Source organism: Streptomyces sp. NPDC001568, assembly GCF_042893755.1.
GTDB lineage: Bacteria > Actinomycetota > Actinomycetes > Streptomycetales > Streptomycetaceae > Streptomyces.
Genome location: NZ_JBIAVF010000018.1, coordinates 15,703 through 40,878 on the forward strand (window position 1 = coordinate 15,703; position 25,176 = coordinate 40,878).

At 71.3% G+C, this 25,176-nt stretch carries 23 protein-coding genes; 13 read left to right on the top strand and 10 right to left on the bottom strand.

Going from position 1 to position 25,176, the window contains the following annotated elements; translation table 11 throughout:
- Positions 1 to 39 precede the first annotated feature (39 nt).
- Together ACFY0I_RS29270 and ACFY0I_RS29275 are read right to left on the bottom strand one after the other, a co-directional pair.
- Positions 40 to 921: an ABC transporter permease gene (locus ACFY0I_RS29270; RefSeq protein ID WP_388901454.1), complete on the bottom strand. Its 882-nt coding sequence runs from the start codon at positions 919 to 921 to the stop codon at positions 40 to 42.
- Positions 918 to 2,033, bottom strand: coding sequence for an LLM class flavin-dependent oxidoreductase (locus ACFY0I_RS29275; protein ID WP_388901456.1), 1,116 nt, complete (start codon positions 2,031 to 2,033; stop codon positions 918 to 920). Before ACFY0I_RS29275 ends, ACFY0I_RS29270 begins: the two co-directional genes overlap by 4 nt.
- A gap of 972 nt (positions 2,034 to 3,005) precedes the next feature.
- On the opposite strand from ACFY0I_RS29275, the gene ACFY0I_RS29280 reads away from it, so the two are divergent.
- The 5 genes from ACFY0I_RS29280 (at position 3,006) to ACFY0I_RS29300 (ending at position 8,466) form a co-directional block, all read left to right on the top strand.
- A complete protein-coding gene (locus ACFY0I_RS29280; RefSeq protein WP_388901457.1) occupies positions 3,006 to 3,287 on the top strand; it encodes a hypothetical protein in 282 nt (93 codons plus the stop codon).
- Positions 3,288 to 3,601: 314 nt separating this feature from the next.
- Positions 3,602 to 4,765, top strand: coding sequence for a ThiF family adenylyltransferase (locus ACFY0I_RS29285; protein WP_388901459.1), 1,164 nt, complete (start codon positions 3,602 to 3,604; stop codon positions 4,763 to 4,765).
- Complete coding sequence (locus tag ACFY0I_RS29290; RefSeq protein WP_388901461.1) at positions 4,762 to 5,367, top strand: GNAT family N-acetyltransferase; 606 nt, start codon at positions 4,762 to 4,764, stop codon at positions 5,365 to 5,367. The genes ACFY0I_RS29285 and ACFY0I_RS29290 overlap by 4 nt, the downstream gene beginning before the upstream one ends.
- A 457-nt stretch (positions 5,368 to 5,824) precedes the next feature.
- Positions 5,825 to 7,375 carry a carbohydrate binding domain-containing protein gene (locus ACFY0I_RS29295; RefSeq protein WP_388901463.1) on the top strand — a complete coding sequence of 517 codons (1,551 nt, stop codon included), beginning with the start codon at positions 5,825 to 5,827 and terminating at the stop codon, positions 7,373 to 7,375.
- A gap of 221 nt (positions 7,376 to 7,596) precedes the next feature.
- The gene (locus tag ACFY0I_RS29300; RefSeq protein WP_388901465.1) at positions 7,597 to 8,466 is read left to right on the top strand and encodes a GyrI-like domain-containing protein; all 870 of its coding nucleotides are present in this window, start codon (positions 7,597 to 7,599) and stop codon (positions 8,464 to 8,466) included.
- 286 nt (positions 8,467 to 8,752) lie between these two features.
- On the opposite strand, the gene ACFY0I_RS29305 is transcribed toward ACFY0I_RS29300, so the two are convergent.
- Positions 8,753 to 10,309 (bottom strand): serine/threonine-protein kinase, encoded by a 1,557-nt coding sequence (locus ACFY0I_RS29305; RefSeq protein WP_388901467.1) that lies wholly within the window; start codon positions 10,307 to 10,309, stop codon positions 8,753 to 8,755.
- Between the two features lie 273 nt (positions 10,310 to 10,582).
- A complete protein-coding gene (locus ACFY0I_RS29310) occupies positions 10,583 to 11,332 on the bottom strand; it encodes a ricin-type beta-trefoil lectin domain protein (RefSeq protein WP_388901469.1) in 750 nt (249 codons plus the stop codon).
- Positions 11,333 to 11,518: 186 nt separating this feature from the next.
- On the opposite strand from ACFY0I_RS29310, the gene ACFY0I_RS29315 reads away from it, so the two are divergent.
- Positions 11,519 to 13,528, top strand: a complete 2,010-nt coding sequence (locus ACFY0I_RS29315) for a hypothetical protein (RefSeq protein ID WP_388901470.1) — start codon at positions 11,519 to 11,521, stop codon at positions 13,526 to 13,528.
- Positions 13,529 to 13,570: 42 nt separating this feature from the next.
- Here the strand turns inward: ACFY0I_RS29315 and ACFY0I_RS29320 are convergent, their stop codons facing one another.
- The 3 genes from ACFY0I_RS29320 to ACFY0I_RS29330 all read right to left on the bottom strand — a co-directional run bounded on the left by ACFY0I_RS29320 (position 13,571) and on the right by ACFY0I_RS29330 (position 16,630).
- Positions 13,571 to 14,986 carry an aldehyde dehydrogenase family protein gene (locus tag ACFY0I_RS29320; protein ID WP_388901472.1) on the bottom strand — a complete coding sequence of 472 codons (1,416 nt, stop codon included), beginning with the start codon at positions 14,984 to 14,986 and terminating at the stop codon, positions 13,571 to 13,573.
- Positions 14,987 to 15,077: 91 nt separating this feature from the next.
- On the bottom strand, positions 15,078 to 15,632 hold the full coding sequence (locus ACFY0I_RS29325; RefSeq protein ID WP_388901474.1) for an SRPBCC family protein: 555 nt from the start codon (positions 15,630 to 15,632) through the stop codon (positions 15,078 to 15,080).
- 35 nt (positions 15,633 to 15,667) lie between these two features.
- Entirely contained in the window at positions 15,668 to 16,630 is a 963-nt protein-coding gene (locus ACFY0I_RS29330; protein ID WP_388901475.1) for a sterol desaturase family protein, read from the bottom strand.
- Between the two features lie 79 nt (positions 16,631 to 16,709).
- Here ACFY0I_RS29330 and ACFY0I_RS29335 point away from each other — a divergent pair, with 79 nt between their 5' ends.
- The 7 genes from ACFY0I_RS29335 (at position 16,710) to ACFY0I_RS29365 (ending at position 22,952) form a co-directional block, all read left to right on the top strand.
- On the top strand, positions 16,710 to 17,372 hold the full coding sequence (locus tag ACFY0I_RS29335) for a TetR/AcrR family transcriptional regulator (protein WP_388901477.1): 663 nt from the start codon (positions 16,710 to 16,712) through the stop codon (positions 17,370 to 17,372).
- A 323-nt stretch (positions 17,373 to 17,695) separates the two neighbouring features.
- Positions 17,696 to 18,190: a hypothetical protein gene (locus tag ACFY0I_RS29340; protein WP_388901480.1), complete on the top strand. Its 495-nt coding sequence runs from the start codon at positions 17,696 to 17,698 to the stop codon at positions 18,188 to 18,190.
- Between the two features lie 294 nt (positions 18,191 to 18,484).
- Entirely contained in the window at positions 18,485 to 18,925 is a 441-nt protein-coding gene (locus ACFY0I_RS29345) for a VOC family protein (RefSeq protein ID WP_388901482.1), read from the top strand.
- A gap of 405 nt (positions 18,926 to 19,330) precedes the next feature.
- A complete protein-coding gene (locus tag ACFY0I_RS29350; RefSeq protein ID WP_388901483.1) occupies positions 19,331 to 20,344 on the top strand; it encodes an SPFH domain-containing protein in 1,014 nt (337 codons plus the stop codon).
- The gene (locus ACFY0I_RS29355; protein ID WP_388901485.1) at positions 20,341 to 21,240 is read left to right on the top strand and encodes a hypothetical protein; all 900 of its coding nucleotides are present in this window, start codon (positions 20,341 to 20,343) and stop codon (positions 21,238 to 21,240) included. The genes ACFY0I_RS29350 and ACFY0I_RS29355 overlap by 4 nt, the downstream gene beginning before the upstream one ends.
- Before the next feature lie 138 nt (positions 21,241 to 21,378).
- Complete coding sequence (locus tag ACFY0I_RS29360) at positions 21,379 to 22,074, top strand: VOC family protein (RefSeq protein ID WP_388901487.1); 696 nt, start codon at positions 21,379 to 21,381, stop codon at positions 22,072 to 22,074.
- Positions 22,075 to 22,484: 410 nt separating this feature from the next.
- Positions 22,485 to 22,952 (top strand): GNAT family N-acetyltransferase, encoded by a 468-nt coding sequence (locus ACFY0I_RS29365; RefSeq protein WP_388901488.1) that lies wholly within the window; start codon positions 22,485 to 22,487, stop codon positions 22,950 to 22,952.
- Between the two features lie 175 nt (positions 22,953 to 23,127).
- Here the strand turns inward: ACFY0I_RS29365 and ACFY0I_RS29370 are convergent, their stop codons facing one another.
- The 3 genes from ACFY0I_RS29370 to ACFY0I_RS29380 form a co-directional block, all read right to left on the bottom strand.
- A complete protein-coding gene (locus tag ACFY0I_RS29370; RefSeq protein WP_388901489.1) occupies positions 23,128 to 23,421 on the bottom strand; it encodes a DUF2188 domain-containing protein in 294 nt (97 codons plus the stop codon).
- A gap of 300 nt (positions 23,422 to 23,721) precedes the next feature.
- Positions 23,722 to 24,063: a HopJ type III effector protein gene (locus ACFY0I_RS29375; protein ID WP_388901491.1), complete on the bottom strand. Its 342-nt coding sequence runs from the start codon at positions 24,061 to 24,063 to the stop codon at positions 23,722 to 23,724.
- 244 nt (positions 24,064 to 24,307) lie between these two features.
- Positions 24,308 to 25,048 (bottom strand): SDR family NAD(P)-dependent oxidoreductase, encoded by a 741-nt coding sequence (locus ACFY0I_RS29380; protein WP_388901492.1) that lies wholly within the window; start codon positions 25,046 to 25,048, stop codon positions 24,308 to 24,310.
- Positions 25,049 to 25,176 lie beyond the last annotated feature (128 nt).

Here is a 25,176-nt window from a genome sequence, read left to right on the forward strand (position 1 = left end):
AGGGGGGAGGGGCAGGAGGCAGAGGGAGGGCCGGGAGGCTCAGGCGCGACCACGCCACGGCACCGCGATCCGCTCCACGAGGCGCAGTAGGGAGTCCAGTACGATCCCGGACAGGCCGATCGCGAGGATGCCCGCGATCACCAGAGCCGTTTGGTTGTAGCGCTGCGCGTCGCGGATCATGCCGCCGATCCCGGGCACGCCGTTGATGGTCTCGGCCGCGACCACCGAGGTGTACGCGACCCCGACGGCGATGCGGACACCCGTGAGGATCTCGGGCAGTGCGGAGGGCAGCCGCACGGACAGCAGCAGCGCCACCGGGCCCGAGCCCAAAGCCCGGGCAGCTTCGACGAGTTGGCCCGGGACCGTACGGACGGCCGCGGCGGTGGCCGCAGCGATGGGCGGCAGCGCGGCGATCACGAGCAGCCAGATCTTCGGTGCCTCGTCGATGCCGAACCAGATGACGAGCAGCGAGAGGTAGGCGAGGGGCGGCAGGGTCCGCAGAAACGTCACCGCGGGTTCCAGGACTACGGCCAGCGGGCGGATCGTACCGATCAACAACCCCAGAGGCACGCCCGCCAGCACGGCGTACGCGGAGCCGGTGCCGATCCGTCCGAGGCTGACCCCCAGGTGCTCGATCAGCAGGTGGCCGCCGTAGCCGCGGACCCCGTCGTGAACGGTCGACGCGAGGATGAACTGCCGCCACACGTCCCCGGGCGAGGGCACCAGGACCCGGGGCCACACCTCGGCAGCGACGACTGCCTGCCAGGCGGCGAGCAGTACGGCGAGGGCAACGATCCGCAGCGCGCCCCAGCGGAGCGCGTCACGCAACCGTTCCCGTCGCCGCGACGCGGGACCAGCGGCGCCCGGAGCGGGCTGCGGGACGCGCTCCGCCGCCTCGGGCACTGTCGTGAGGGCGCTCACGTGGTCTCCGTCCCGGTCAGGGCGCGCAGTCGCGGAGCCACTTCCTCGCCCACCCGGTACGCCTCTTCGAGGTGTGGGTATCCGGAGAGGACGAACTCGTCGATGCCGAGGTCCCGGTACTCGGCGAGGCGCCGCGCCACTTCGTCGTGCGAGCCGACGAGTGCGGTGCCCGCCCCTTCACGGACCAAGCCGATGCCCGCCCACAGGTTCGGTGCCACGGTGAGCCGGGCGGCGTCCACGACCCCGCCGTGCAGCGCGGTCATCCTGGCCTGCCCGGTGGAGTCCATGCCGGCGAACCGTTCCTGGCTCGCCCGTACGGCCTCCGGGTCGAGGCCTGCCAGGATTCGGTTCGCCTCCGACCAGGCCTCGGCGGCACTGTCGCGGCTGATGACGTGCAACCGCAGTCCGAACCGTACGGTGCGGCCCGCGACCCGGGCCCGCTCCTGCAACCGGGCGATCCGCGTGGCCAGGGCGGCGGGCGGCTCACCCCAGAGGAGTTGTACGTCGGCCTGCCGGGCGGCGACCGCCTCGGCGGCCGCAGACGCCCCGCCGAAGTACAGGGTCACCGGGTGGACGACATCGGGGTCGGCGAGCCGGGCCCCCTCGATCCGCAGGTGGGCCCCCCGGTGGTCCACGGTCTTTCCGTCCAGCAGCGACCTGAGCACCGACATCACCTCCTCCGTGCGGGCGTAGCGCTCGTCGTGTTCGACGTGGTCGCCGTACGCGCGCTGTTCGGTCGGGTCGCCGCCCGTCACCACGTTGAGTGCGATCCTGCCGCCCGCGAAACGTCGGAAGGCGTCGGCCTGTTGGGCGATCAGGGTCGGGCTGGCGAAGCCGGCGCGGAACGCGACCAGGAAGCCGATACGGGTGGTGTGCTGCGCGAGCGCGGCCGTGAGGATCCAAGGATCCACGCAGCCGAGCCCCACGGGTGTCAGCAGGGAGTGGAAGCCCGCCTGTTCGGCGGCGCGTGCCACCTGGGTCAGGTACGGGATGTCGGCGGGTCGGCGGGTGGCGGCTCCGGTGCGGCCCTGGACGGCGGTGACGCCGCCCGGGTCGCGGCCGTCCCCGCCCGTGGGCAGGAACCAGTGGAGCCGGAGCGGGTTTTCGGGCATGGGAGGACCTCGTTGCGGCAGCAGCGCGGCACGCGACGCCGCCGGACGGGCGGTGGCACGTGTACACGAGCAGGAGGGCAGGCGGAAGGGAGGCGCGGAAGGTGCGCGTGGGGGTCCGTACGGTTTCAGGAGCGGCGGATCAGTGGATCAACAGCCGTGCGTACGGAAGTGGTCGGCCCGACACAGCATGGTCGAGACACGCAGCAGATCTACGTGACGACGCGATACGAGGACGGGGGCCATGGCCGTATCCTGTCGGCGCCCCTCGGGCATGTGCAACCGAAGTTCGTATCCTGGACCATCTCGTTTCGCATGGCGGGACGAGCCGGCGCTCGTGCGGTCGGCCCGGGCGCCGGGCGGCCGTTGGGCGGCGCAGGGGGTACGAGCCCGCCGGACCGCCGCGTCCGGGCGGCCGGTGCTCCGAGGGCCCTGCGGCGAGGGGACGGGTGCCCCGCCGCATTTCCCGTCCGCGCGGAATTGAATTGCGCCCCTTTTCGCGCTCGGGCGCACATCTCGTACCGCAGTTCGTGCTTCGTCAGCCCGGCTCCGCAATGGTTTGTGGGTACGGGCCGGCGGGGACGGCGGGCATTTCGTTTTCTGTGCGAGAATCGGCGGGTCTCCATCCCGTGCCCGCCCAGGGGATGCGGACCATTCCTCTGGCATGTTTCCAGCCAACTTGACTGATCTTCGATCGTCAAAAATAGGTCACATCTGGCCTTTTGCTGGCACGGCTGTACCAAGAAGTGCCATGACCCAGCACCGCGACTGCAACGTTGCCCCCGCTCCGCTACGCGCGTCACACGGGAATGGTCGGACGCCCGGTAGGGCCTGCGGCTGTTTCTTTTCCTTTTGGCCCGCCGGCGCCGATCGGTTCCGTTGTTTCCGGACTTTCGTCCGGGATATTCCCCTATTCTCAAATCGCCCCGGAAAAGTTTCATCCGGTGGTCCATCAGTTCGTTCTCGGGAGGAATCATGAAGCGCACCCTTCGTACCCGCCTCGCCGCCGTGGCCGTGACAGCCGTGGCGATGGCGGGCGCCGTGGTGGTCGCGGCCCCGGCGGCCCAGGCCGCTCCCAGCGACTGCACGGCGTACCTCGCGGCCGCCGGCTACTCCAGCACGGACACCAACCTGGCCTGCACCGTGGGTGGTTCGGGCCTGCCGGCCGACCAGCTGCTGTGTCGGCTCGTCCTGATGAACGTCTCGTCGGTCCCGCCGGCCCTGGCGCAGACGGCTTGTACGCTCGCCAAGCTGTGACGGGGCGACCGGACGGTTAGGCGCTGACCGACCGGCCGGAACGGCTCGAATGCTCGGCTCCACGCCCTGGGAAGACGCCCGAAACGTCTTCCCAGGGCTGTGGCATGCCTGCCCACCGATACCCCGGTCGATGCACGCTGCACCGAATCGGCTCGAACTGCCCGCCGGTTGTCGCTCCTACCGAAGGCCGGGACCGTCGGCCGGGGGGCGTGCGCAGCGCGGGAGGGGCTCGATTCATACAGAAGATCAATTCGAATGCGCCCCCCGGGGTGAGGCGCTCCGATCCAAGATCGCGGATTGCTAGCGTCCCAGCCGTGACACACCCCCTGCCGTCCGGCCCGGAGCCGGACCACTTCGTGCTGCCCTCGCCCCGCGAAGCGAGCGAATCGTTTCGTCCTGTCGTCCTGGACCCGGCACGCGCCGCCGACGCCACCGCATTGGCCGCCCTGCGGGCCTCTCCACGGCTGCGCGAGGTCCATGACCACATCGAGGGCCAGGTCGAGGAGCTCTTGCGCTGCTTGGCGCCACACGATCCGTTCGGCACCCGCACCCCCTCGACGGCCGTGGCCGACGCCATGGCCGGCCGACCCGACACCTACGGGCGGTGGATCTGGTACCCGTGGTCCGGTCGCCTCGTGCACCTGCTGCCCGAGGCCGAGTTCCGCCTGGTCCGGACCGACCGCAACCGGGACAAGATCACCCGGGAGCAGCAGAACGCCCTGCTGCGGACCAGGGTGGGTGTCATCGGGCTGTCCGTGGGCAGCAGTGCCGCCCTGGCCTGCGCCATGGAGGGCGTCGGCGGAGCCTTCCGACTGGCGGACTTCGACCGACTCGGCCTGTCGAACCTGAACAGGTTGCGGGCCGGCGTCCACGAACTGGGCCTGGAGAAGAGCGTGCTGTGCGCCCGGCGCATGTACGAGCTCGATCCCTACCTGGACGTCGAGATCCTGCGCGGCGGCGTCACCGAGGAGACCGTCGAGGAGTTCTTCGGCGACCCGGCGCACGGCCGGGGCCTGGACCTGCTCGTCGAGGAGTGCGACACCCCCTGGGTGAAGGTCGCCTCCCGTGAGCACGCGCGCAGGCACGGGGTTCCCGTCCTGATGGACACCAACGACCGGGGACTCCTCGACATCGAGCGCTTCGACCTCGAACCGGACCGTCCGCTCTTCCACGGCCGCATCGGTACGACGACGGCGACCGACGTACGCGATTTGGACCGCGACGAGACCCTCCGCTTCCTGCTCGACGTCGTCGACGAGCGGCGCCTCAGTCCGGCCATGACCGACGCCCTCACCCGGGTCGGCCACTCCCTGTCGAGCTGGCCCCAGCTGGCCAGCGGCGTGATGCTCGGCGCGGCCCTCGTCGCCGACACCGCCCGCCGCATCCTGCTCGGCCAACCAGTGCCCTCCGGACGCCACTCCATCGACCTGGAGGCCCTCGTCCCCGCCCTGTCCGCACCGCGGGGAGCCGCCCGGTGAACCGCGTCCCCGAACTGCGCGGTGAACACCTGCGCCTGCGCGAGCTGCGCGCCGACGACCACGCGTCCTTCGCGCGGATCCTCACCCACCCCATGCTCACCCGCTACCTCGGCATCGATCGCATGGACGGCGACCAGGCCCACGACGCCTTCGCCCGGAGCCTGGCCCAGCCCCACACGCACCCACGCCGCAAGTACACCCTCGCCGTTTGCGCGCCCGACGCCGACGTCCTCGTCGGGACCATGGGACTCCTCGTCGAGGACTACGGCAGCAACGCGATGCTCACCAGCCTGGTGCTGCTGCCCGGAGCTCCCGTACGCGGCCACGGGCACGAGGCCGGCCGCCTGCTGATGGCGTACGGATTCGGGCAGTTGGGCCTGCATCGGATCTGGGCCGGTCATCGGAGCGACCACCACCTCATGCCGCAGGTCATGCACGCCGCCGGCCTGCGTCCCGAGGCCACGCTCCGACAGCTGTTCCACACGCAGGGCTGCTGGCACGACGTCACCACGTACGCCGCCGTCGCGCCCGAGTGGAAGTGTCAGGCCACCCCGGGAGAACTGGCGATCCTCGACGGCGCGGACGAGCTGGACCGGGTCTGAGCGAGGGGCGACCGTCGGGGGCGTGAGGCCTTCCTCGGCGCGGCGACGCCGCCGGCGTGGGTCGAGCGGGGGCAGAGGGCGGTCGAGGGTGTGTGCCGCGAGAGGTGCCGCAGCATTGGTCCATACCTATTGACCGCCCCTTCCGCCCCCCATACGATCCGGTCCGGACCAGACCCCACCTGTCCCCATCTCACCCGGCGCCGGACGTCGTGCCCCCACGTGTCAGTCATGTCCATGACGTCCAGCGGGAAGGGAGCACCTCATGTTCCGTCGGCGCTCGCGTACTTCACACCTCACGGGCGATGCCGGCCCCCCTCAGGATCCCGGCCGCGACGACGGCCCGGCGTACGGGGCCGGTCACACCGGACGCGGCGGCCACACCGGACGTACCGGCCGCACCGGACGTACCGGCCGCACCGGACGTACCGGCCGCACCGGTCGCGGAGCGTCCGCCTTCGTGCGCTCCCTGGCCGGGGTGAGCGCGGTCGCCGTCATCGGGACCGGCCTCGCCGTGTCCGGCAGCGGCTCGGCCGGAGCGGTCACCTCCGAACTGGTGGCCAACTCCGGTTTCGAGAACCAGCTTTCCGACTGGAACTGCTCCGGCGGCTCCGGCGCGGTGGTGACCGGCCCGGTCCACGCCGGTGTCGGCGCGCTCAAGGCCACGCCGACGGGCTCCGACACCGCCCGGTGCAGCCAGACCGTGAGCGTGCGGCCCAACTCCTCGTACACGTTGAGCGCCTGGGTCCAGGGCAGCTACGTCTACCTGGGCGCCACCGGTAGCGGCGTCACCGGCGCCCAGTCCACCTGGACGGCGAACAACCCGTCGTACGGTCGGCTCAGCGTCGGGTTCAGCACCGGCGCCAACACCACCTCGGTGACCGTCTACCTGCACGGCTGGTACGGCCGGCCTGCGTACTACGCGGACGACGTGTCGCTCGACGGCCCCGGAGGCGGTACCCCCACACCGTCCCCGACCACGCCGCCGCCCACCACCCCACCCCCGACGACCCCGCCCCCCACCACGCCGCCCCCGACGACTCCGCCCCCCGGCGAGACCTGCCCCACCAAGCCCAGGCCGTCGGGCAAGGTCCTGCAGGGGTACTGGGAGAACTGGGACGGGGCGTCGAACGGCGTCCATCCGGGTATGGGCTGGATCCCCATCACGGACAGCCGGATCGCAGCGCACGGTTACAACGTGCTCAACGCCGCCTTCCCCGTGATCCTCTCGGACGGCACCGTCCTGTGGCAGGACGGCATGGACACCGGGGTCAAGGTCGCCACCCCCGCCGAGATGTGCCGGGCCAAGGCGGCCGGGGCGACGATCCTGATGTCGATCGGAGGCGCCACCGCGGGAATCGATCTGAGCTCCAGCACCGTTGCCGATCGGTTCGTGGCGACGGTCGTCCCGATCCTGAAGAAGTACAACTTCGACGGAATCGACATCGACATCGAGACCGGCCTCACCGGCAGCGGCAACATCAACACCCTGTCCGCCTCCCAGGCCAACCTGATCCGCATCATCGACGGAGTGCTGGCCCAGATGCCCGCGGGGTTCGGTCTCACGATGGCTCCCGAGACCGCGTACGTCACCGGGGGAAGCGTCACCTACGGGTCGATCTGGGGCTCCTACCTGCCGATCATCAAGAAGTACGCCGACAACGGCCGGTTGTGGTGGCTCAACGTGCAGTACTACAACGGCAGCATGTACGGGTGCTCCGGTGACTCCTACCAGGCCGGCACGGTGCAGGGCTTCACCGCGCAGACCACGTGCCTGAACAACGGCCTGACCATCCAGGGGACCACCATCAAGGTGCCCTACGACAAGCAGGTGCCCGGTCTGCCCGCCCAGCCCGGTGCGGGTGGCGGCCACATGGCTCCGAGCCTGGTCGGCCAGTCGTGGAACGCCTTCGGTGGTTCGCTGAAGGGGCTCATGACGTGGTCGGTCAACTGGGACGGCTCCAAGGGCTGGACCTTCGGCGACAACGTCAAGTCGCTCCAGGGGCGTTGATCTCCCACCCGCTCCGATGACCGCGGTCGTGGCGGCTTCCGGCAGGACGGCCGCCACGACCCGGCGTCCGAACGCGTGCGGACCCCTCGCCGAACCGACCCTCTCCCGATGGCGGGGGTGTCGCGGCCCGCGCGTCGTCCGGCGGCATGATCGGATCGGTTCGCTGCGGTCGGGTGCGACCGGGTTGCCCGCAGGCAGGGTGGGAGTCGAAAGGAGGCCTCATGATCTCGGCACTCAACCAGCTCGTCGATCTCGTCGAGGAGCACCTCGACGAGGAGCCCGACGTCCAGGGGCCGGCGATGGCGTTCGGTACGACCGAGTACCACCTGCGCCGGATGTTCTCGTCGTTGGCCGGCATGCCGTTGTCGGAGTACGTGCGGCGGCGGCGCATGACCGTCGCCGCCGCCGACGTCGTCCGGAGCGAGGGGGATCTGCTGAGCATCGCGGTCCGACACGGGTACGGCTCCGGTGAGGCGTTCGGGCGTGCCTTCCGGGCGGTCCACGGCGCCGGCCCCAGCGACGTCCGGCGCGATGGAGGCCCCTTGCGCACACAACCACGGCTCAGGTTCCGCCTGACCGTCGAAGGGAGCATCCCCATGGACACCCGCCTCATCAACCGACCCGCCTTCCGGCTGGTCGGCCACGCCACTCGGGTACCGCTGATCCACGAGGGCGTCAACCCGCACATCCAGGAGCACATCGCTTCGCTCCCCCCGGAGGCACATCTGCGCCTGAAGGCCCTCGGTGACACCGACCCGGCCGGTCTGCTGCAGGTCAGCGACGACGTGGATCCCAACGGCACGGAGGGCAGCGAGCTGACCTACCTGCACGGCGTCGCCCTCGAACGGGACACACCCACCCCGGACGACCTCGACGCCATCGAGGTGCCGGACGGGATGTGGGCGGTGTTCCGCACCAGCGGACCCCACCCGCAGGCCCTGCAGACGACCTGGGCCGCGACCGCGACCGACTGGTTCCCCTCCAACCCGTGGCGCCTGCGTCCGGGCCCCTCGATCGTCGCCACCCTCGAGCGCGCGGACGACTTCACCACCGCGACCTGCGAGCTGTGGCTGCCCGTCGAACCGGCGTGACGCACTCCCTCGAACACGGTTGAGCGCTTCGGAGGGCGGAATCCGCCTCCGAAGCACTCAACCGCTGCCGCCCCCTGCCGCTGCGCCTGCGCCGCACGGGGCGTCCGGTTCTGATCGGGCCGACTCCGCACCGTCTGAACCGCGTCTTCGACCTGACACAGGCCGGAGACCTGTTCCAGGTCGTCGCCCGTGCGCAGGACGCCTACCGGCTCTGAGCGAACCCGCCCCGGCGGGACCTGCCCGACGAACCCGCCAGGGGTCCCGGTTCTTCCGTGGCGTGGTCGGGTCATTCCTCGTTGAGCCAGCCGCACACGTAGTACTGCTGGTTCGCGTCCCGCTCGATGATCCATTGGTTGAGGACGTCACCGGCGAGTTTCCCCGTCTCGGGGTCCCTCAGGGTGAGCTTCGCCTCCACACTGAGTTCGTTCATGGTCGGGGGGATCTCGTAGGGCTGGAGTTCCCAGCGGTCCACGAAGTAGCCGTTGAGGACGAATCCGAGCAGGGTCGAGCGCAGTCGGGGGCAGGTGCCTTGGCGCAGGGAGGTCATGTCGTGGTCGGCCAGGCCGTTCATGTAGAGCGCGAAGACCCGTTCGACGGCCCGGCGGTCTAGGGGGGTGTGCGTGGGCTTGGGGGTGGGGCTGGGGCTGGGGCTGGGAAGGGGGATCGGCGGGGCAGGTGTGGTGGGTGAGGGAGCGGAGGGGGAGGGGGACGGAGTGGAGGACGGGGACGGGGACGGCGTGCGGGACGGGGTGGCGTGAGTGGGCGCCACGGAGTCGGTCGAGCGGGTCCCACCGGCGTCGTCGTCGGAGGATCCGGAGTTCGGTAACCACCACGGAACCGCAAGCACGGCGGCCACGGCGACCCCCGCCAGGCGGACCAGGAAGTACCCCCATCGCCGGGCAGGCGGGCCGGAGTCGGGCGCCGGTGGGGCCAACGGTGCCGCATCGGGGGCGGCGCCCGGCGGCGTGCCCAGCCGCAGGGTGGACGCGGACGTCCTGGCGGGGGCAGGCCGGGACGTCCCCGCTTCACCGGCCGGTCCGGCGAGCAGGTCGTACGCCTGGTCGGCGGTGAGGCGTTGCGTCGGGTCCTTGCGGAGGAGGCCCGTCAGCACGCCCGCGAGCTCCCCGGCCCGGACCGCGGCGGCGGGCTCCTCCGTGGCGACGGCGACGAAGACGGCCCAGGATCCGGCTCCGCCGAACGGAGGGCGTCCCTCCACGGCGGTGAACAGCGTCGCGCCCACGGACCACACATCGGACTCGGCGGTCGCCGGGAAACCGCGCACCTGCTCGGGGGACATGTAGGCCGGGGTCCCCATGACCGCCCCCGACCGGGTCAGACCGGACTCGCCCTCGACCGCCGCGATCCCGAAGTCGGTCAGCACCACCCGGTCGCCTTCGAGCAGCACGTTGGCGGGCTTGATGTCCCGGTGGGTGACGCCCGTGGCGTGCACGGCTCGCAACGCGTCCAGGATCTGCCGACCGATCCTGGCCACCCGGGCCGGCGGAAGGGGTCCGTCCGCCCTGATCAGATCGTCCAGGGAACGGCCGTGGACGAGTTCCATCACGATCCACGGGCGGCCGTCGTCGCCGGCTATCCGGTCGTGGACGGTGATGACCCCGGGGTGTTTCAGCCTGGCGGCCGCGCGCGCCTCGCGGTCGAGGCGGTCGATCCACGCCTTGCGGTGGGAGGCGTCGAGGTCGTCGGGGAGCCGGAGCTCCTTGAGGGCGACTTCCCGGTCGAGTTGCTCGTCGTGGGCCCGCCAGACGGTCCCCATGCCGCCCTGGCCGAGCAGTTCGGCCAGCCGGTACCGGCCGGCCAGCAGTCGTCCGCGATCGTGAGTCACGCCCGGAAACCTAGCCCAACGCGTCCGATCCCGAGCGACGGCCCCCGGCCCAACTGCCGCACCGCGCAGCCGGTTCACGTCCGGTTCGAGTGAGCCCGCGGCTCCCCCTCGCTCGCCCGGGGCGGTGGGAGGCGACTTCGCCCCGGCCTCGTCACCGGTTCGCGGTGGGCCTCGGATCCGTACGGGACCGGTCCGCGGCACGGCCCCGCCCCCGTACGGGCCCGGGTGCCGAGGGCCGTACGGGGGCGGGGTGCGGGTGGTGGCGCGTGCCGATCAGGTGCCCAGGGGAGCACCCCGCCACTGCTGGTTGGTGTGCGCCGGGGCGCAGTCCCAGATGCCGAGGCGGGTGCCGTTGCCGGTGGCCCAGCCGAGGGCGTCCAGACACTTGCCGGAGTGGACGCTGCGCAGCAGGCCGTCCGGCAGGAGTTCCCACTTCTGGTTCAGGCCCTGGTGGCAGGTGTTGAGCCCGATGTGGGACCCGTTCTCCGTCTTGGCGTACTGGACGTCCATGCAACGGCCGAGGGCGCGCACGGTGCCGTCGCTCTCCAGCCGCCAGGCCTGGGCATCGGTTCCGTTGCACTGGTACAGCTGGATCGCGGCGCCGTCCTTGAGGCTGCCGCCCTTGACGTCGACGCACTTGCCGGAGTGGACGCCGGTGATCTGGCCGGAGCCCGGGGGCGGCGGCACGCTGCAGTAGATCTCGACGAGCACCTGGTAGTAGCCGTTGCCGCCGATCGGGTTCGCGGCCGGGCCGGCCGAACGGGCGCAACGGGAGGTCTGGTAGCCCTCGTTCACAGCCGCGGCGTAGGCGGTGTTCCAGGCGGCGTCGACGGCGATGTTGTACGGGCCGTAGCCGGTGCCGAGGAAGTACTTGGGGGCGGTGGGTGCCAGGGCGCCTGCCGCGGTGGCGGCGACGGGCGCAGGGCCCGCCGCGGTGCTGCTCGCCGCGGCGGGCGCGCTGAGCAGGGTGGTCGCGGCGAGGAGGGCGGTGGCCGTGGTCGACAGCCATCGAACCAGCTTCACTCCGGGCTCCTTATCGGTTGCGTGGTGACGGTGCGGGAACGTGCGCCGCCGGGGCCCCGAGCGGTCGATTCGAACCCTAGCCGCGAGCCGTTCCCGCGGAGTCTCACGGTGGTATCAACTCCAGCCACGAATCGGCTGGTTGACCGCTGACCGGGGAGGGTGCCGGCTGGGTATCGTCCGGGGACCGTGAAGATCCCCCCGGGCCTCGGCGCCCTGTCCGCCGCCCTCACCTCACATCCCGTGGTCAACCTCTGCGGCCCCCTCGGCAGCGGGAAGAGCACCTTGGCCCGGCGGCTGCCCGTGGCCGCCGCCGTCGACCTGTGCGGCCTGCCGGCCCCCGTCGCCGCGGAGCGGGTACGGGGACTCCTCGCCCGGTCCGCGCCGGGGGACGGGGTCCTGCTGGTCGACAGCGTGGACGGCCCGGGCCAGGCCGAGGCCGTGGCAGCGGTCCTGACCGAGCCCCGCCCCTTCGACGTTCCGGGGGACTCGGGCGGGTGGCCGGCACGGCGGCGTCGGGCCGCGGAGGGGCCCGTGGTCCTGGTGGTGGGCCGGCGGCCGCTGCGGGGGCTGCCCGGCTGGGCGGACCGGCACGCGCCCTCTCTCGTACCGCTGCGGCCGTGGCCGGACGAGGACGTCGAGGACCTCGTCAGGGCTGCCGGTCTGGAGGACGAAGAGGCGGTGGCGCTGGCGGTGCGCCTCGCGGGCGGCCACCCGCTGCCGGCCGCCGTGGCGGCCCGGGAGCTCCTTGCCGGAACCCCCGCCGACGCGCCCGGCGCCGTGGCCGACGCCGTGGTCGAGGAGGTGCTCGGACGCCTCGACCGCGAGCGCCGGCGCGCCGGCGGCCGGGACCGGCACGCGTTGCGGCTGCTTGCCACCGTGGGCGCCGGCGACGAGCGACTGCTCACGGCGGGGCCGGAGGTGTTCTCCGCGCTGTCCGCGCTGAGTCTGGTCAGGCGGGGGCCGCTCGGGCTGGCGGTGCGCGAACCGTACCGGTCGCTGTTCGAGCTGGCCTACGCCTGGCGCAGGCCGCAGGCCCACCGGGAGGTCCGTACGCGGGCGGCCGGGTACCGGCAGGCACTGCTCACCGAACGCCGGGACCCGCGGGAGCGGGCACAGATCGTCGAACAGGGCCTGTTCCTGTCCGGCGAACCCGCCCTGCGGCATTCGCTGTTCCCGCCGGTCGAGGACGGTGCGCGGATACGGCCCGCCCGATCCGGCGACGCCGATGACATCGGACGACTGATGCACCGCTGGGCGGTCCGCAACGGCTTCGACCCGAGGCGTTCGGAACGGGTCACGGAGGGCTGGCTGGCTTCGGCCCCGGCCGCGTTCCACCTGGCCCGGGACCGGGACGGGGCGCCGGTGGCGCTGGCCGCCCTCGTACCCGTCGGCCCGGACACCGCCGACGGCATCGAACCGCTGCTCCAGCAACACGCACCCGGCCTCCTCGCACCCCGACCGGCGGCCGGCGGTGACCCCGACGACGCCGGCTCCGGCGGCGGCCCGGGTACCGGGGGCGGGTTGTTCCTGGGGGCGGCGTACGGGGCGGACGCGGGCGCGCACGCGCAGATGCTGCGCCACATCCTGGTCCGGGCGACCCTTGCCGGGCACCTCCTCGTCTCCACGGCGAGTCCGGACTACCAGAGCCTGCTGCACGCGCTGAGCTTCCGCCGGCACGGCGGCATCCGCGACGACGTCTACCGGTGCGGGCGCCGCCCGGAGGTCTACAGCCAGGAGTTCACCGCCGCCGGTCTCGCCGGGTGGATCCGTCGCCTCGGCGCGGGGCCGGCCGCCGCCCCCGGGACCGTACCGCCGCCCGGGGCGGGACCCGCGGCCCTGACGGGCCAGGACCTGCCGACCCTGATCGGCCGGGCCCTGGCCCGGCTCCGGGACCCGGGCGGCCTCGCCGGTAACCCCTTGCTGGCCCTGCCGCAGCTCTGCTCACCGCCCCGGCTGGGAGCGTGGCTGACCGACCGCGTGGCCGCCCTCGCCGCGTCCCCGGCCGACGCGGATCGGGAGGCGGGGGCCATCCTCGCCGCGTACTACCTGGGCCGGTCCCGTACGCACCACCAGATCGCCCACGGCCTGCACCTCAGCCGCGCCACCTACTTCCGCCGACTCCGCCGCGGCCTGACCCTCCTGGCCGCCCAACTGCCGGCGGGCCCGGACCCGTGCTCGCTCGGGGCGGCAGACTGAACTGCCGACATCCGCGGCGAGTTCACCGGGGCGGGCCCGACGTCACAGCAGCCGCCTGACCAGGCGCAGCCTGCGGGCGGTGAACGGGGGCTGTGCCAGGCGGAGGGTGTCCATCGTGAGCGGCTTGTGCACGACGGGCTTGAGGTGGGAGAAGGCGCGCCAGGAGTGCACGCCGTGGTAGGCGCCGATGCCGCTGGCTCCGACGCCGCCGAACGGCAGGCCCGCGGCGGCGACGTGGATGAGGCCGGCGTCGTGCACCACGGCACCGGAGGAGGTGCGCTGCTCGAACAGGCGGCGGGTGCGGGCGGAGGAGGTGAAGACGTACAGGGCGAGCGGCTTGTCCCAGTTGTTGATCACGGCGGCGGCTTCTTCCGGGGACCCGACGGGGAGGATCGGCAGGACGGGACCGAAGATCTCCTCCCGTAGCAAGGGATGGGATGCCGCCGGCCCGACTGCTGGAGGGTCGAGGGCGGGGAGGGTCACGACCGTGGGGGCCATGTAGCGGTCGTCCCGGTCGTACTCGCCGCCGACGGCGGGCTCCGTGCCGTTGAGCAGCGCGGTCAGGCGGTCGAACTGCCGCTCGTTGACGATGCGTCCGTAGTCCCCGCTCGATCGAGGATCGACGCCCCACATGTCCGTGATCGCGCGGTGGAGCGCGTCCACGAGCGCCGGGATCCGGTCGGGGGTGGTCATGACGTAATCCGGGGCGACGCACGTCTGGCCGGCGTTGGTGAACTTCGCCCATGCCAGGCGCCGTGCCGCCCGGTGCAGGCGGGCGTCGTCGTCGAACCAGACCGGTGACTTGCCGCCCAGCTCCAGTGTCACCGGAGTCAGGTGCTCGGCCGCGGCCTTCATGACGATGCGGCCCACCGTCCCGCTGCCGGTGAAGACGATGTGGTCGAAGCGCCGCCGCAGGAGGTCCGTCGTCTCCGGGATGCCTCCCTGCACGACGCGTACGGCGCCGTCGGGGAAGTACCTCGGCACGAGCCGCGTGAACAGCGCCGACGTCGCCGGCGCGAGTTCGCTCGGTTTCAGAACGGCCGCGTTGCCCGCGGCCAGTGCGCCGACCAGCGGATTGAGCAGGAGCTGTACGGGATAGTTCCACGGGGCGATGACCAGCACCACGCCGAGCGGCTCGGACACGACCCGGGCCCGCGCCGGCCACAGTGCCGGCGGCAGCGAACCGCGTCCGGGCCGGGCCCATCGGCGGAGGTGTCGCAGCGTGTGGTCGATCTCCGCCAGGGTCACGTTGATCTCGGTCAGCTGCGCCTCGCCCGCACCCTTGCGCAAGTCGTCCCACAGCGCGGCCTCGAACGCGGGCTGGTTCTCGGTGATCAGGGCGCGCAGCGCCCGCAGGCGACCGACGCGTGCCGGGAGGGGACGGGTCCCGCCGGAGTCGAAGAAGCGGCGGGCGTCGGCCACGGTCCGGGAAATGGTGAACACCTGTTGAGGAATCATGCAGCCTTCTGCGATGCGAATCGGATGCTCTTCGTCTTCTGCGCCGTGTCGGAGACCCGCGTTGAGGTGTCCGCCCGATCACGCGTGCGGTTCACGAGGCCGATGTGGTCTCGGTGGTGTCCTCCAAGGACCGCTTGAGCCGGTGGAGCGTGGTGGTCATGCCCGCCCGATTGGCGTGGACGCGCGCCGTCGGAGAGGTGCCCGCGACCACGCGGCCCAGGAGGTCGGAGACCGCGCCGAGGGGGCCCCGGCGCAGGTCGTGCCAGTACTGGGTGACGTGCGTGGAGTCGATCGCACGGGCCGCGTGGTGGGAGTGATGGGTTCGGGGGGAACGGAGTTGGAAGCCCCAGATCGCGAGCGGCAGGCCGGCGACGGACACCCGGAAGGCGAACTCCCTCGGGGGCTCGGCGACGGTCACCCGACACCGGGTGAACCAATGGCGGCCTCCGTTGCGGTTGAATCCGATGAAGGAGGGGCGGGAGCGGTCCTTGCCCGGGAGGAGCAGGACCTTGACGCACTCCGGACTCCACTGCGGCATCCGCTTCACGTCACTGATCGCCGCGTACACCTCGTCGAGTGGCGCCGCGATGAGGATGGATTCCCTCAGCTCCCATGTGCGTGCGGGCGCGGGGTCCTGTGGGCTCACGTGGTCACTTCCCAGGGCTCGTGCTCGGCTCCCCATCAGTGGCCCACGCCCGCGCGGGTGGGCTCGCAGGTGCACCCGGCGCCGCCCACGGACTCGGGACAGCAACCGCCGCGGAGGCCGGGCGCCTGCGGGACCGAGGCTCCGCGGTGCGGGTCGGGGACGAGGGCTGCCGGTTCGGGCTGCCATCCGGGGCGGCCGAGCAGGTGACGTGCCCGGTCCTGCCATCGCGTGGCGCGGGCCAGGTCGCGCCCGATGGCGGCGTACTCGTGGGAGACGATGCGCAGGGGGTTGAAGGTGTCGATGTTCTTGGTGAGGCCGTAGACAGGGCGCTCCGTTTCCTCGGCCCAGGTGCCGAAGATCTGGTCCCACACCATGAGGATGCCGCCGAAGTTGCGGTCCAGGTAGCCGCCTTGTGAGGCGTGGTGGACCCGGTGGCTCGAAGGGGTGTTGATGACCCGCTCGATGAAGCGGGGCAGCCTGCCGATGCGGTCGGTGTGCAGCCAGAACTGGGTGAGCATGTTGATCGCGCCGCAGAGCAGGATGGCCCAGGGCGGCACGCCGGCCAAGGCCAGCGGTATGTAGAAGATCTGGGAGGTGAGACCTGTCCAGGGCTGGCGGACCGACGTGGAGAAGTTGTACTTGCGGCTGGAGTGGTGCACGACGTGGCTGGCCCACAGCACGCGCACCTGGTGGTGCCCGCGGTGCATCCAGTAGTAACAGAAGTCCTGCGCCAGCAGGATCAGCGGGAACGTCACCCATGTGACCTCGACCCGCAGCGGGGTGAGCTCGTACAGGCCGACGAAGACCGCGACGGCGATCATCTTGTAGAGGACGTCCACCACGGCGGCGCCCGCGCCGACGGCGAAGCTGGCGGCGGTGTCGCGGACTCCGTAGCCGCTGGCGCTCTCATCGGGGTGGAGCCGGTAGTAGATCATCTCGACGACGACCAGGAGCACGAAGAGGGGGGCGGACAGGGCCAACAGGGACGTGTTATCCATCAGGACCTCCTATCGGAGCGATATGCTCCGGTAGGGAGTATCGGAGCAGATCGCTCCGACAGGCAATAGGTTGGACACCATGAAAAAGACAGATCCCGGTCGCCTCCGGCCGGGGGGCCGGTTCGGGCGCCAGGCCGAGGCCGAACGCAACGACCTCCTGGTGCTGAACGCCGCCCGCGCCGTATTCGCGGAACAGGGCCCCCATGCTCCCGTCGCGGACATCGCCGCCCGGGCGGACGTGGGCATCGGCACCCTCTACCGCCGCTACGGCAGCAAGGAACAGCTCCTTCAGCACCTGTGCGCCATCGGCATCGCCCAGACGATCGCCGACCTCCAGGTGGCGCTCGAAGCGGAGGGCACCGGCTGGGAGGCACTCGCTCAGTACATGGCTGCGGCCGTCGATGCCAGGGCGGGCGCCTTCGCGGGCCTGGCAGGGACGTTCAGCCTGCCCGACGAGGTCTCCACCGCGAACGATCGGGCCCGAGGGCTGGCCGAACGACTGCTGCGACGCGGCCACGACGACGGGACCGTACGCGCTGACGTCACGACGCTCGACATCACCCACCTCGTGGAGATGTTCAGCCGCTGCCCCCGCCGCACCGAGCAGGATGACCACGCCCGCCGCAGGATGCTGACCCTGGCCCTGGACGGCCTGCACGCCGCCCGGACCGCGTTGCCCGGGCCGCAGCCGGACTGGGCCGATTACCAACGGAGTTGGGGCGCGCCCGGCCGGCCCTCCTGACGGCGACGCCGTGTGGACGCCAGGAGCGGGAGCCGGGGCGGCGCTCCACGCCGCTCACCGCCGGCGAGGACGTTCCCCGGGGCAGCTCCGGACGCCCCCCCGCTCGCGTCCTCGGGGGCCCGCTCATCGGGGAGGCGGCGGCCTGTGTGCTCCGCCCGGCCCGCCGCCCTCGCTCGGTCGAACCCGGCGGAGTCCCGTGCATGAAACAGGCGTTCGGATGCTCGCCGTGACGGTGACCGCTGCGCGATCTCGCGGCCCCGTGCCCCGTACTGTTGGGCGATCAAGAAGGTGGGGACGGTCCCGGGCTTGGGAGGGCACTGCGGGTGGACACTGCGCGAGAGGCGGAGACGGTGAGCGTCGCCGACCTGGTCATGGCGCTGTCGGAGGGACAGAGCGGCGCACTGTGGCGACTGCGGGACCCGGCCCGGCAAATGGACGCGAACCTGGTCCGTCACCTTCCCGGCACCGGGGGAGAGGCATCCACCGAGGACGAGGTCGACGTCATGCTCGTCGTCGTCGCGGGAGACGGCACCCTCACCCTGAACGACGAAACGACCCGGCTGCTCCCGGGGCGCCTCGCCCTCCTGCCCCGCGGCGCGAGCCGCTCCCTGCTGGCCGGCCCCGAGGGGCTGGTCGTCCTCACCACGCACCGCAGACGAAGCGGGATGACGATCGGGCACCCCGTTCCGGCGGCGCCACCGCTGTCGTGCGCGGTACACCTGGTCTGCGAGCGGTGCCACCGTCACGCGATAGAGGCGGACGCCCGCTACTGCAGTGGCTGCGGCACGGGGCTGCCACAACGCCGGCACGGAAAGTGATCGGCGCCCCGGGGCGCGCCGGGCTCGGTGGCCCGTCCTGGTGGAGGGCCGGTCGCCGCTGCTCCCCGTCCTGACGGGGCGCGCCCGCATCGGGTGCCCGGTGGAGGCCGCCGCGACTCCGGGCATCGCCCACGGGTGGGTTCTCGTGCGGTGCTCGGCGCACCCCGCGGCGGGTCGGCAGCGGTCCTTTCGTGACCCGGCGGCCCGTTCCCGGGTGTCGAAAACGGGCCGCCGGCTCCGTCCCGGGTAGACACGGGGCCTCGAAGGGCCGCGCCACGCAGAGGGAGAACCGTCATGACGCTTCAGCGGATGGACAACATCGGAATCGTCGTCCAGGATCTGGACGCCGCCGTCGCCTTCTTCACCGAACTGGGCATGGAGGTCGAGGGGAAGGCGCGGATCGAGGGCCTCTTCGCGGATCAGGCCGTCGGGCTCGACGGAGTCCGCAGTGACATCGCGATGATGCGGACCCCGGACGGCCACGGAAAGCTGGAGCTCGCGCAGTACCGGACCCCCGCGGCGATCGGCGACGGATCGCGCGACCTACCGCCCAACACGCTGGGCATGCACCGGGTCATGTTCGCCGTCGACGACATCGACGACACCATCGCCCGGTTGCGCCCGCACGGCGCCGAACTGATCGGCGAGGTGGCGCAGTACGAGGACATCTACCGCCTCTGCTACCTCCGCGGCCCCTCCGGCATCATCCTCGCCCTGGCCGAACGGATCGGCTGACGGCCCTCCGCGGCCGACCTGCGAGCAGTCGGGACTCCCGCTGGATCCATGAGGACGGCAAGCGACGAACGTCCGTCTCCCGCTCTCCCGGGCGCGCCGGCACCCACCACCGCCATGTCCCACGAGGCGCGGCGAGGGCGGGAGGGCGACCGGCTTCGACAGCCGGAAGTCGGCCGGGCATCCGTTGCGCTCGGATCGGCCCGCCGGATTGCCGCGCGTCGCCCGCGTCGGGGTCTGCTGCCCGGCCCCGTGGTGCCGCGCGGGGCGGCGGCTCCCCGGATGCGAGTACCCCGTACGAGCGGGCCGAGTCGCTGCCGGGCAGCTCCCGGAATACCTCTTTTCGTCCTCTTGACGATATGCATGCGGCTCGTTATCGTCGCACTGACGAAATTGAGGGAGTTCACCATGGCCGACATCACCCGGCGCTTCGGCTGGCGTCATCTGCGCTCCGCGCCCACCGCCCACATCCGCCACCACAAGCGCGGCCGGCTCGTCCACGACGGGCGCGGACTCAGTTTCTGGTACCGGTCACTGTCGGCTGCGCTCTCCGAAGTGCCGGTCGACGACCGGGAGCTGGCCATGGCGTTCCATGCCCGTACGTCCGACTTCCAGGACGTCGCCGTGCAGGCCACCGTCACCTACCGGATCAGCGACCCGGCCGAGGCCGCGGAACGACTCGACTTCTCCGTCGACCCGGACACCGGGAGCTGGCGCGGGGCGCCGCTGGAGCAGATCGCCACGCTCCTCACCGAGACCGCGCAGCAGCACACCCTGGACGTGCTGGCCCGGACCGCGCTGGCCGTGGCCCTGGTGGACGGCGTCGCCTCCGTGCGGGAGCGCGTCGCCGCCGGCCTCGCCGCCGAGCCCAGGCTCCCGGACACCGGCATCGACGTGGTGGCCGTACGGGTCGTGGCGATCCGACCCGAGGCCGAGGTGGAGCGCGCCCTGCGCACCCCGGCCCGCGAGCAGATCCAGCAGGAGGCGGACCGGGCCACCTACGAACGGCGGGCCGTCGCCGTCGAGCGCGAGCGTGCCATCGCCGAGAACGAGCTGGCCAGTCAGATCGAACTGGCCCGGCGCGAGGAGCAGTTGGTCGAACAGCGCGGCATCAACACCCGCCGCGAGGCCGAGGAGCAGGCGGCCGCGGACGGAGTACGGACGGAGGCCGAGGCGGCCCGCAAGGTCCGCCTGGCCCGCGCGGAAGCCGCGGCGGCGCGCGAGACCGGCGCGGCGCGCGCCGAAGCCCAGACGGCCTGGCTGCGCGTGCACGACGAAGCCGCCCCGGCCACCCTGCACGCCCTGGCGGCGACCCGGCTGGCGGAGAACCTGCCGCGGATCGAGAGCATCACGCTCTCTCCTGACGTCCTCACCGGGCTCCTCACCAGGCTCGGACGCCCGGAAGGCGGCGCGGGAGCGTGAGCCTGGCCCCGCGGGCGGTGCTCGTGCACCGCAGGACCGAGTACGAGGAACTGCTCGCCCGCCACGGGACGCACGGGCAGGCCGCGTTCTTCCTCTCCAGCCGGGGCCGGTCCATCGACGAGGTGGTCCGCCGCCACGACAGCACGCGGCAGGCGCTGCGGGAGGTGGCGGCGGCGGTCCCGCTCACCTGGCGCAACTCCCGGGTGGAGCGCGGGGACTTGGACCGCTTCCTGTTCGCCCCGGAGGACGTGGTGGTCGTGGTCGGCCAGGATGGCCTGGTCGCCAACACCGCGAAGTACCTGCGCGGACAGCCGGTGGTGGGCATCGACAGCGACCCGGGGCGCAACCCCGGCGTTCTGGTCCGTCACCGCTGGGCGGACACGGGAGCCCTGCTGCGTGCGGCGATCGCCGCCGGGGGCCCGGCGGAGGAGCTGACCATGGTGGAGGCCGTCGCCGACGACACCCAGCGTCTTCTCGCGCTGAACGAGATCTACCTGGGCTCGTCCGGCCACCAGACGGCCCGTTACCGCCTGGGCTCCGACGGCGAGGAAGGCCCGGGCGAGGCCCAGGCGTCCTCCGGGGTGCTGGTGGGCACCGGCACGGGCGCCACCGGCTGGCTGCGTTCCCTGTGGCTGGAACGCGGCGGCCACGCGGGCCTACCCGCCCCCTGCGACCGCAGGCTCCTGTGGTTCGTGCGCGAGGCCTGGCCCTCACCGACGACCGGAACGACGAAGGTCGCCGGTGAGCTGGGGCGTGGGCAGGGGTTGCAACTGACCGTGGAGTCGGACCGGATCGTGGTCTTCGGCGACGGGATGGAAAGCGACGCCCTTCAGTTGACCTGGGGCCAGAGCGTACGGCTGGGCATCGCGGACACCTCGCTGCGCCTGGTGACGTGAGCCCCTCGCCCCGTGGTCCACGGCGGCGCGCCTCGACGGGGTCGCGGCCGAGGGGGGACGTCCGTCGGCCGGTCCGAAGCAGGGCTCGTTTCGGACGTCCACCGGACGGGGCATGCGGTGGGCTGCGAGGATGCGGGCATGGAGCACATACTGAGTCGGCAGGAAGCGTCCGAGGCCGTCCACGACTGCGGCTGGCGCTTCTTGCTGGGCACTTTGCGAACCTCGGTCCCGGTCGGATCCTTGGCTCAGGCGATCGGCTTGGCGGCGGACGCCATCGCGGTGTGCGGCGGCGACGCCGATCGACACCTTCGGGTCGATGCCCGCCCCCAGCGGCTCGTGTTCACTCTGCAGACGTTGGACCTTGCAGCGGTCACCACCCGGGACGTCGAACTCGCACGTCTGATCTCCACCGCCGTCAACGAGTCCGGGTCGCCGATGACGGAGCCCGAGATCGCAACGGGGGCGCCGCGGTCGGTCCAAATCCTGGAGATCGCGATCGACGCGCTGGGCATCGCCGACATTCGGCCGTTCTGGAAGGCCGTTCTCGGTTATGCCGACGAGACGGACGCCGCAGGACCGGAGGATCCACTCGTCGACCCGGTCGGGCAGGGACCGGCGATCTGGTTCCAGCAGATGGATCGGGCGCGCCCACAGCGCAATCGCATCCACTTCGACATCTGCGTTCCCCATGACGAGGCACCCCGGCGGATCGATGCCGCGCTGGCGGCAGGGGGCCGACTCGTATCCGCGACCGATGCCCCCGCGTTCTGGGTGCTCGCCGACGTGGAGGGAAACGAGGCCTGCGTGACCACGTGGCAGGGCCGAGACGACTGAAATGCGCCCTGGCCTCGATCGTTCATGAGTCCTCGTCGGTTCACTGACGGGGGATTTGGTTTGCGGGACGGCGTATTTTCGGTGGTGAGGCAGGGTGATGGCCCGGTTGTCGCGTCGGGTGGGCGCCGGGTTCCACCCTCCGGGTGCGGTGCGGGTTGTCGAGGCGGTCGAAGTGGCTCGTCAGTAGGGGTTCGGTAGGGCTCGGAGTCGGTTGGTTGCCTGAGTGATGACGTCGGTGCAAGGCCATCGGGCGGTGAAGCGGAGCGCACGCCACTTCCTGCTGCGGGCAGAGCCTTCGGCACGTTCCGTCCTCCCGGGCCAGCAGTACACTCAATGGATTTGATCGGCTATCGGACGCCGCACACGACGAAGAACCACGTGCTTGACCAGCCGCAGGAGCCACCACCGAAATGATCTCCCTTCGCGAAGTACTCGATAGTGATCTGCCCACCTTTTGGGAGCACCTCTCTGATCCCGAGGCGCAGCACGTGGCCGCGGTCACCAGGAAGTACCACTACGACAGGGCGCACTTCGACAGCTACTGGGCCAGGATCCGTTCCAACCCCGATGTCCTGATGCGCACTGTGCTCGCCGACGATGAGGTGGTCGGTCATGCTGCGGTGTACGGGCCGCCGAACGAACGCGAGGTCACCTACTGGATCGGCCGAAATCACTGGGGCCGCGGCATCGCCACAGCGGCGCTTTCGGTGCTGGTTGATCTCGTCGGAACCCGGCCGTTGCACGCCCACGCAGCAGCCGATAACGCAGGCTCGATCCGCGTACTGGAAAAGTGTGGCTTTGTGATCACCGGGCATGGCAGGGGCTTCGGCCAAGCACGCGGCGGCGAGATCGACGAAGTGCTCCTCGCTCTCACCTGAGATCCACGGGCCGTTCCGCCCAGCCCGGGAGCATCGCGGAGACACCCCGGGCTTTCATCACCTGACAGGTGCCCCCGGTTTGAGGCTGCATCGGAACAGCCGACCCTCACAGGTCGGAGGAGCGCTCCTATTCTTTGATCATGAGTAGACGTCGCACTCTGCTGAAAGCGCGAGGCTAGTGGAGGCCTCCGGGTGCACCTGCTCTACGGCCGCGCTCGCCCGAGGGCGCGGGGGCGTCTCCGTAGGTGTGGGCGGAGCGGACGTGGCCGTCCTGGGCGTGCACGATGACCTGGGAGGGGGTGTGTCCCTGCGCGTGACGCCGTGCCGAGTCGATCGCGTCCTTCTGCGTCCGGTGCGGTTCGTGGAGCAGACGGCGTCCTTCCCTGCCCTCGACCTGCCACTTCACACCGGCGGCCGCCGCCCGCTCGCCGGATGGTGAGACGTGGTAGACGGTCTGTTTCGCTGCCATGGTCCTTCTCCTCGCCTGTCCGGCGGGCTTCGCAGCCGCTCTTTCGGCGCGCCACGGCTTTCGCAGTCATCCCGTGCCCGGGCCGGGCGTGGCCGACTTCAGTCGCACCGCTGGTAAGCCCATTGTCCCACCGCCGGTCGGGTCGACCGGCGGGGTGATGGTGCAGCGGCCGAACTCCACGAGGACGCGCGCGGTGTGTTTCAGAGCGCGGGCGGCTCGGGGCCACGGGAGCCGGGGCAGGCGATCCCCTTGGACCTGCGGTGACTGGGCCACCGCACGTCTTCTCAGGTCATGCGCTGGTCAGCTCTTGCGGGCCAACGGTTGCCCGGCGAAGCTCACCCCGGCCAGCCCGTGGGCGATGAGGTTGCGAATGTTGCTGTGGTCAGCGCCGTTCGGCGTCGCCAGCACATCGCGGTAGTGCTCACCGAAGGCCAGCAGCGCCTCCTGGTCGGTCAGCCCTTCCAGCAGGGCCAGGCCCAGCGTCTTGCAGGAACCCTCGTTCTCACCCTCGGCGTTCTCCAGGTCACCGTTGCGGAACGGCTGCGGCTGATACGCGTAGTGCGCGGCGATGAAGGCCAAGGTGTCGGCGAACTCGTGCTCACCTGATGCGAGGCCTGCACGCAGCGAGTTCAGATCGGTCATGTCGGCTCCCCGGGCTTGAACAGACGATCCGATCGCCGTCTGTGACCGGACGACACTACCCCACGGGAGACCGGCCCCTACTCGCCGGCTGAGAGCATCGCAAACGTCTGGCAAACAGATCCAAGCCGTACCTTCTGGATTTCCATCTCAGGATATTCACAGCGAATGCAGCGGCGTCCGGAAAGGCCGAACATTCCTTTCGCGATTCGCGCGAAAGAGTCGTTCGGGGGGAATGCGGGCCGGGTCAGACGATGTGCCGGCCTCCGTCCACGGTGAGTACGTCGCCGGTGGTGTAGGCGGCGTTGACGAGGTACCAGGTGGCCTCGGCCACGTCCTCGGGGGTGCCGACCCGACGCATCGGCGTATTGGCGGTGATCCAGTCCCGGGAGCTCTCCCAGACCTCGTCCGCCCCCTCGTACCAGGGCGTGTCGATCAGGCCCGGTGCCACCGCGTTCACCCGAATCTCCGGACCCAGCTGGGAGGCCAGCAGTCGCGTCATGTGGTTGACGGCCGCCTTGCTCACGGCGTAGGGAACCGAACTCCCCAGCGCCCGAGTCGCCGATACCGAAGAGACGTTGACCACCGCACCCGCACCCGATGCCTTCAGGTACGGCACCGCGGCCGTCGTCAGTTGCCACGCCCCGATCACGTTCACGTCCAGGATGTCCCGCCACGCCGAGGCGTCCGCCGCCTCCAGGTCGGAGAGCGGGATGAACCGGGTGGTCCCGGCGTTGTTGACCAATACGTCCAACCGCCCGAACGCCGCCACGGTCTCTGTCACGATCCGCCGCGCGTCCGCCGCGTCCGCCACGTCACCCCGCACGTAGACCGCCTCCGGCAACTCGGCGGCCAACGCCTTGCCCACCGCCTCGCTGCGCGCCGAATTCACCACGATCCGAATGCCTTCGGATGCGAGTCGCCGGGCTATGGAGGCGCCAATTCCGGATGACGAACCGGTGATGAGCGCAACGCGTTTCTCGGTCATGCGGGCCTCCTGCTGGGTGGTTATGGCAAGATCCGAACGACGATCATAGGTTATCGCAAGCCGGAAGCGAATTTCCGTCAGGCGGAATACTGCTACCTGAGGGTGTGCGATAAGGGTAGTTTTCTCCT

What these genes read in the sequence shown, in the direction of transcription:
- ACFY0I_RS29300 (WP_388901465.1), top strand. Translation starts at nt 7,597, where the DNA reads ATGATCTCGGCACTCAACCAGCTCGTCGATCTCGTCGAGGAGCACCTC.
- ACFY0I_RS29320 (WP_388901472.1), bottom strand. Translation starts at nt 14,986, where the DNA reads ATGATTCCTCAACAGGTGTTCACCATTTCCCGGACCGTGGCCGACGCC.
- ACFY0I_RS29330 (WP_388901475.1), bottom strand. Translation starts at nt 16,630, where the DNA reads ATGGATAACACGTCCCTGTTGGCCCTGTCCGCCCCCCTCTTCGTGCTC.
- ACFY0I_RS29335 (WP_388901477.1), top strand. Translation starts at nt 16,710, where the DNA reads ATGAAAAAGACAGATCCCGGTCGCCTCCGGCCGGGGGGCCGGTTCGGG.
- ACFY0I_RS29365 (WP_388901488.1), top strand. Translation starts at nt 22,485, where the DNA reads ATGATCTCCCTTCGCGAAGTACTCGATAGTGATCTGCCCACCTTTTGG.
- ACFY0I_RS29375 (WP_388901491.1), bottom strand. Translation starts at nt 24,063, where the DNA reads ATGACCGATCTGAACTCGCTGCGTGCAGGCCTCGCATCAGGTGAGCAC.
- ACFY0I_RS29370 (WP_388901489.1), bottom strand. Translation starts at nt 23,421, where the DNA reads ATGGCAGCGAAACAGACCGTCTACCACGTCTCACCATCCGGCGAGCGG.
- ACFY0I_RS29345 (WP_388901482.1), top strand. Translation starts at nt 18,485, where the DNA reads ATGACGCTTCAGCGGATGGACAACATCGGAATCGTCGTCCAGGATCTG.
- ACFY0I_RS29360 (WP_388901487.1), top strand. Translation starts at nt 21,379, where the DNA reads ATGGAGCACATACTGAGTCGGCAGGAAGCGTCCGAGGCCGTCCACGAC.
- ACFY0I_RS29280 (WP_388901457.1), top strand. Translation starts at nt 3,006, where the DNA reads ATGAAGCGCACCCTTCGTACCCGCCTCGCCGCCGTGGCCGTGACAGCC.
- ACFY0I_RS29275 (WP_388901456.1), bottom strand. Translation starts at nt 2,033, where the DNA reads ATGCCCGAAAACCCGCTCCGGCTCCACTGGTTCCTGCCCACGGGCGGG.
- ACFY0I_RS29380 (WP_388901492.1), bottom strand. Translation starts at nt 25,048, where the DNA reads ATGACCGAGAAACGCGTTGCGCTCATCACCGGTTCGTCATCCGGAATT.
- ACFY0I_RS29350 (WP_388901483.1), top strand. Translation starts at nt 19,331, where the DNA reads ATGGCCGACATCACCCGGCGCTTCGGCTGGCGTCATCTGCGCTCCGCG.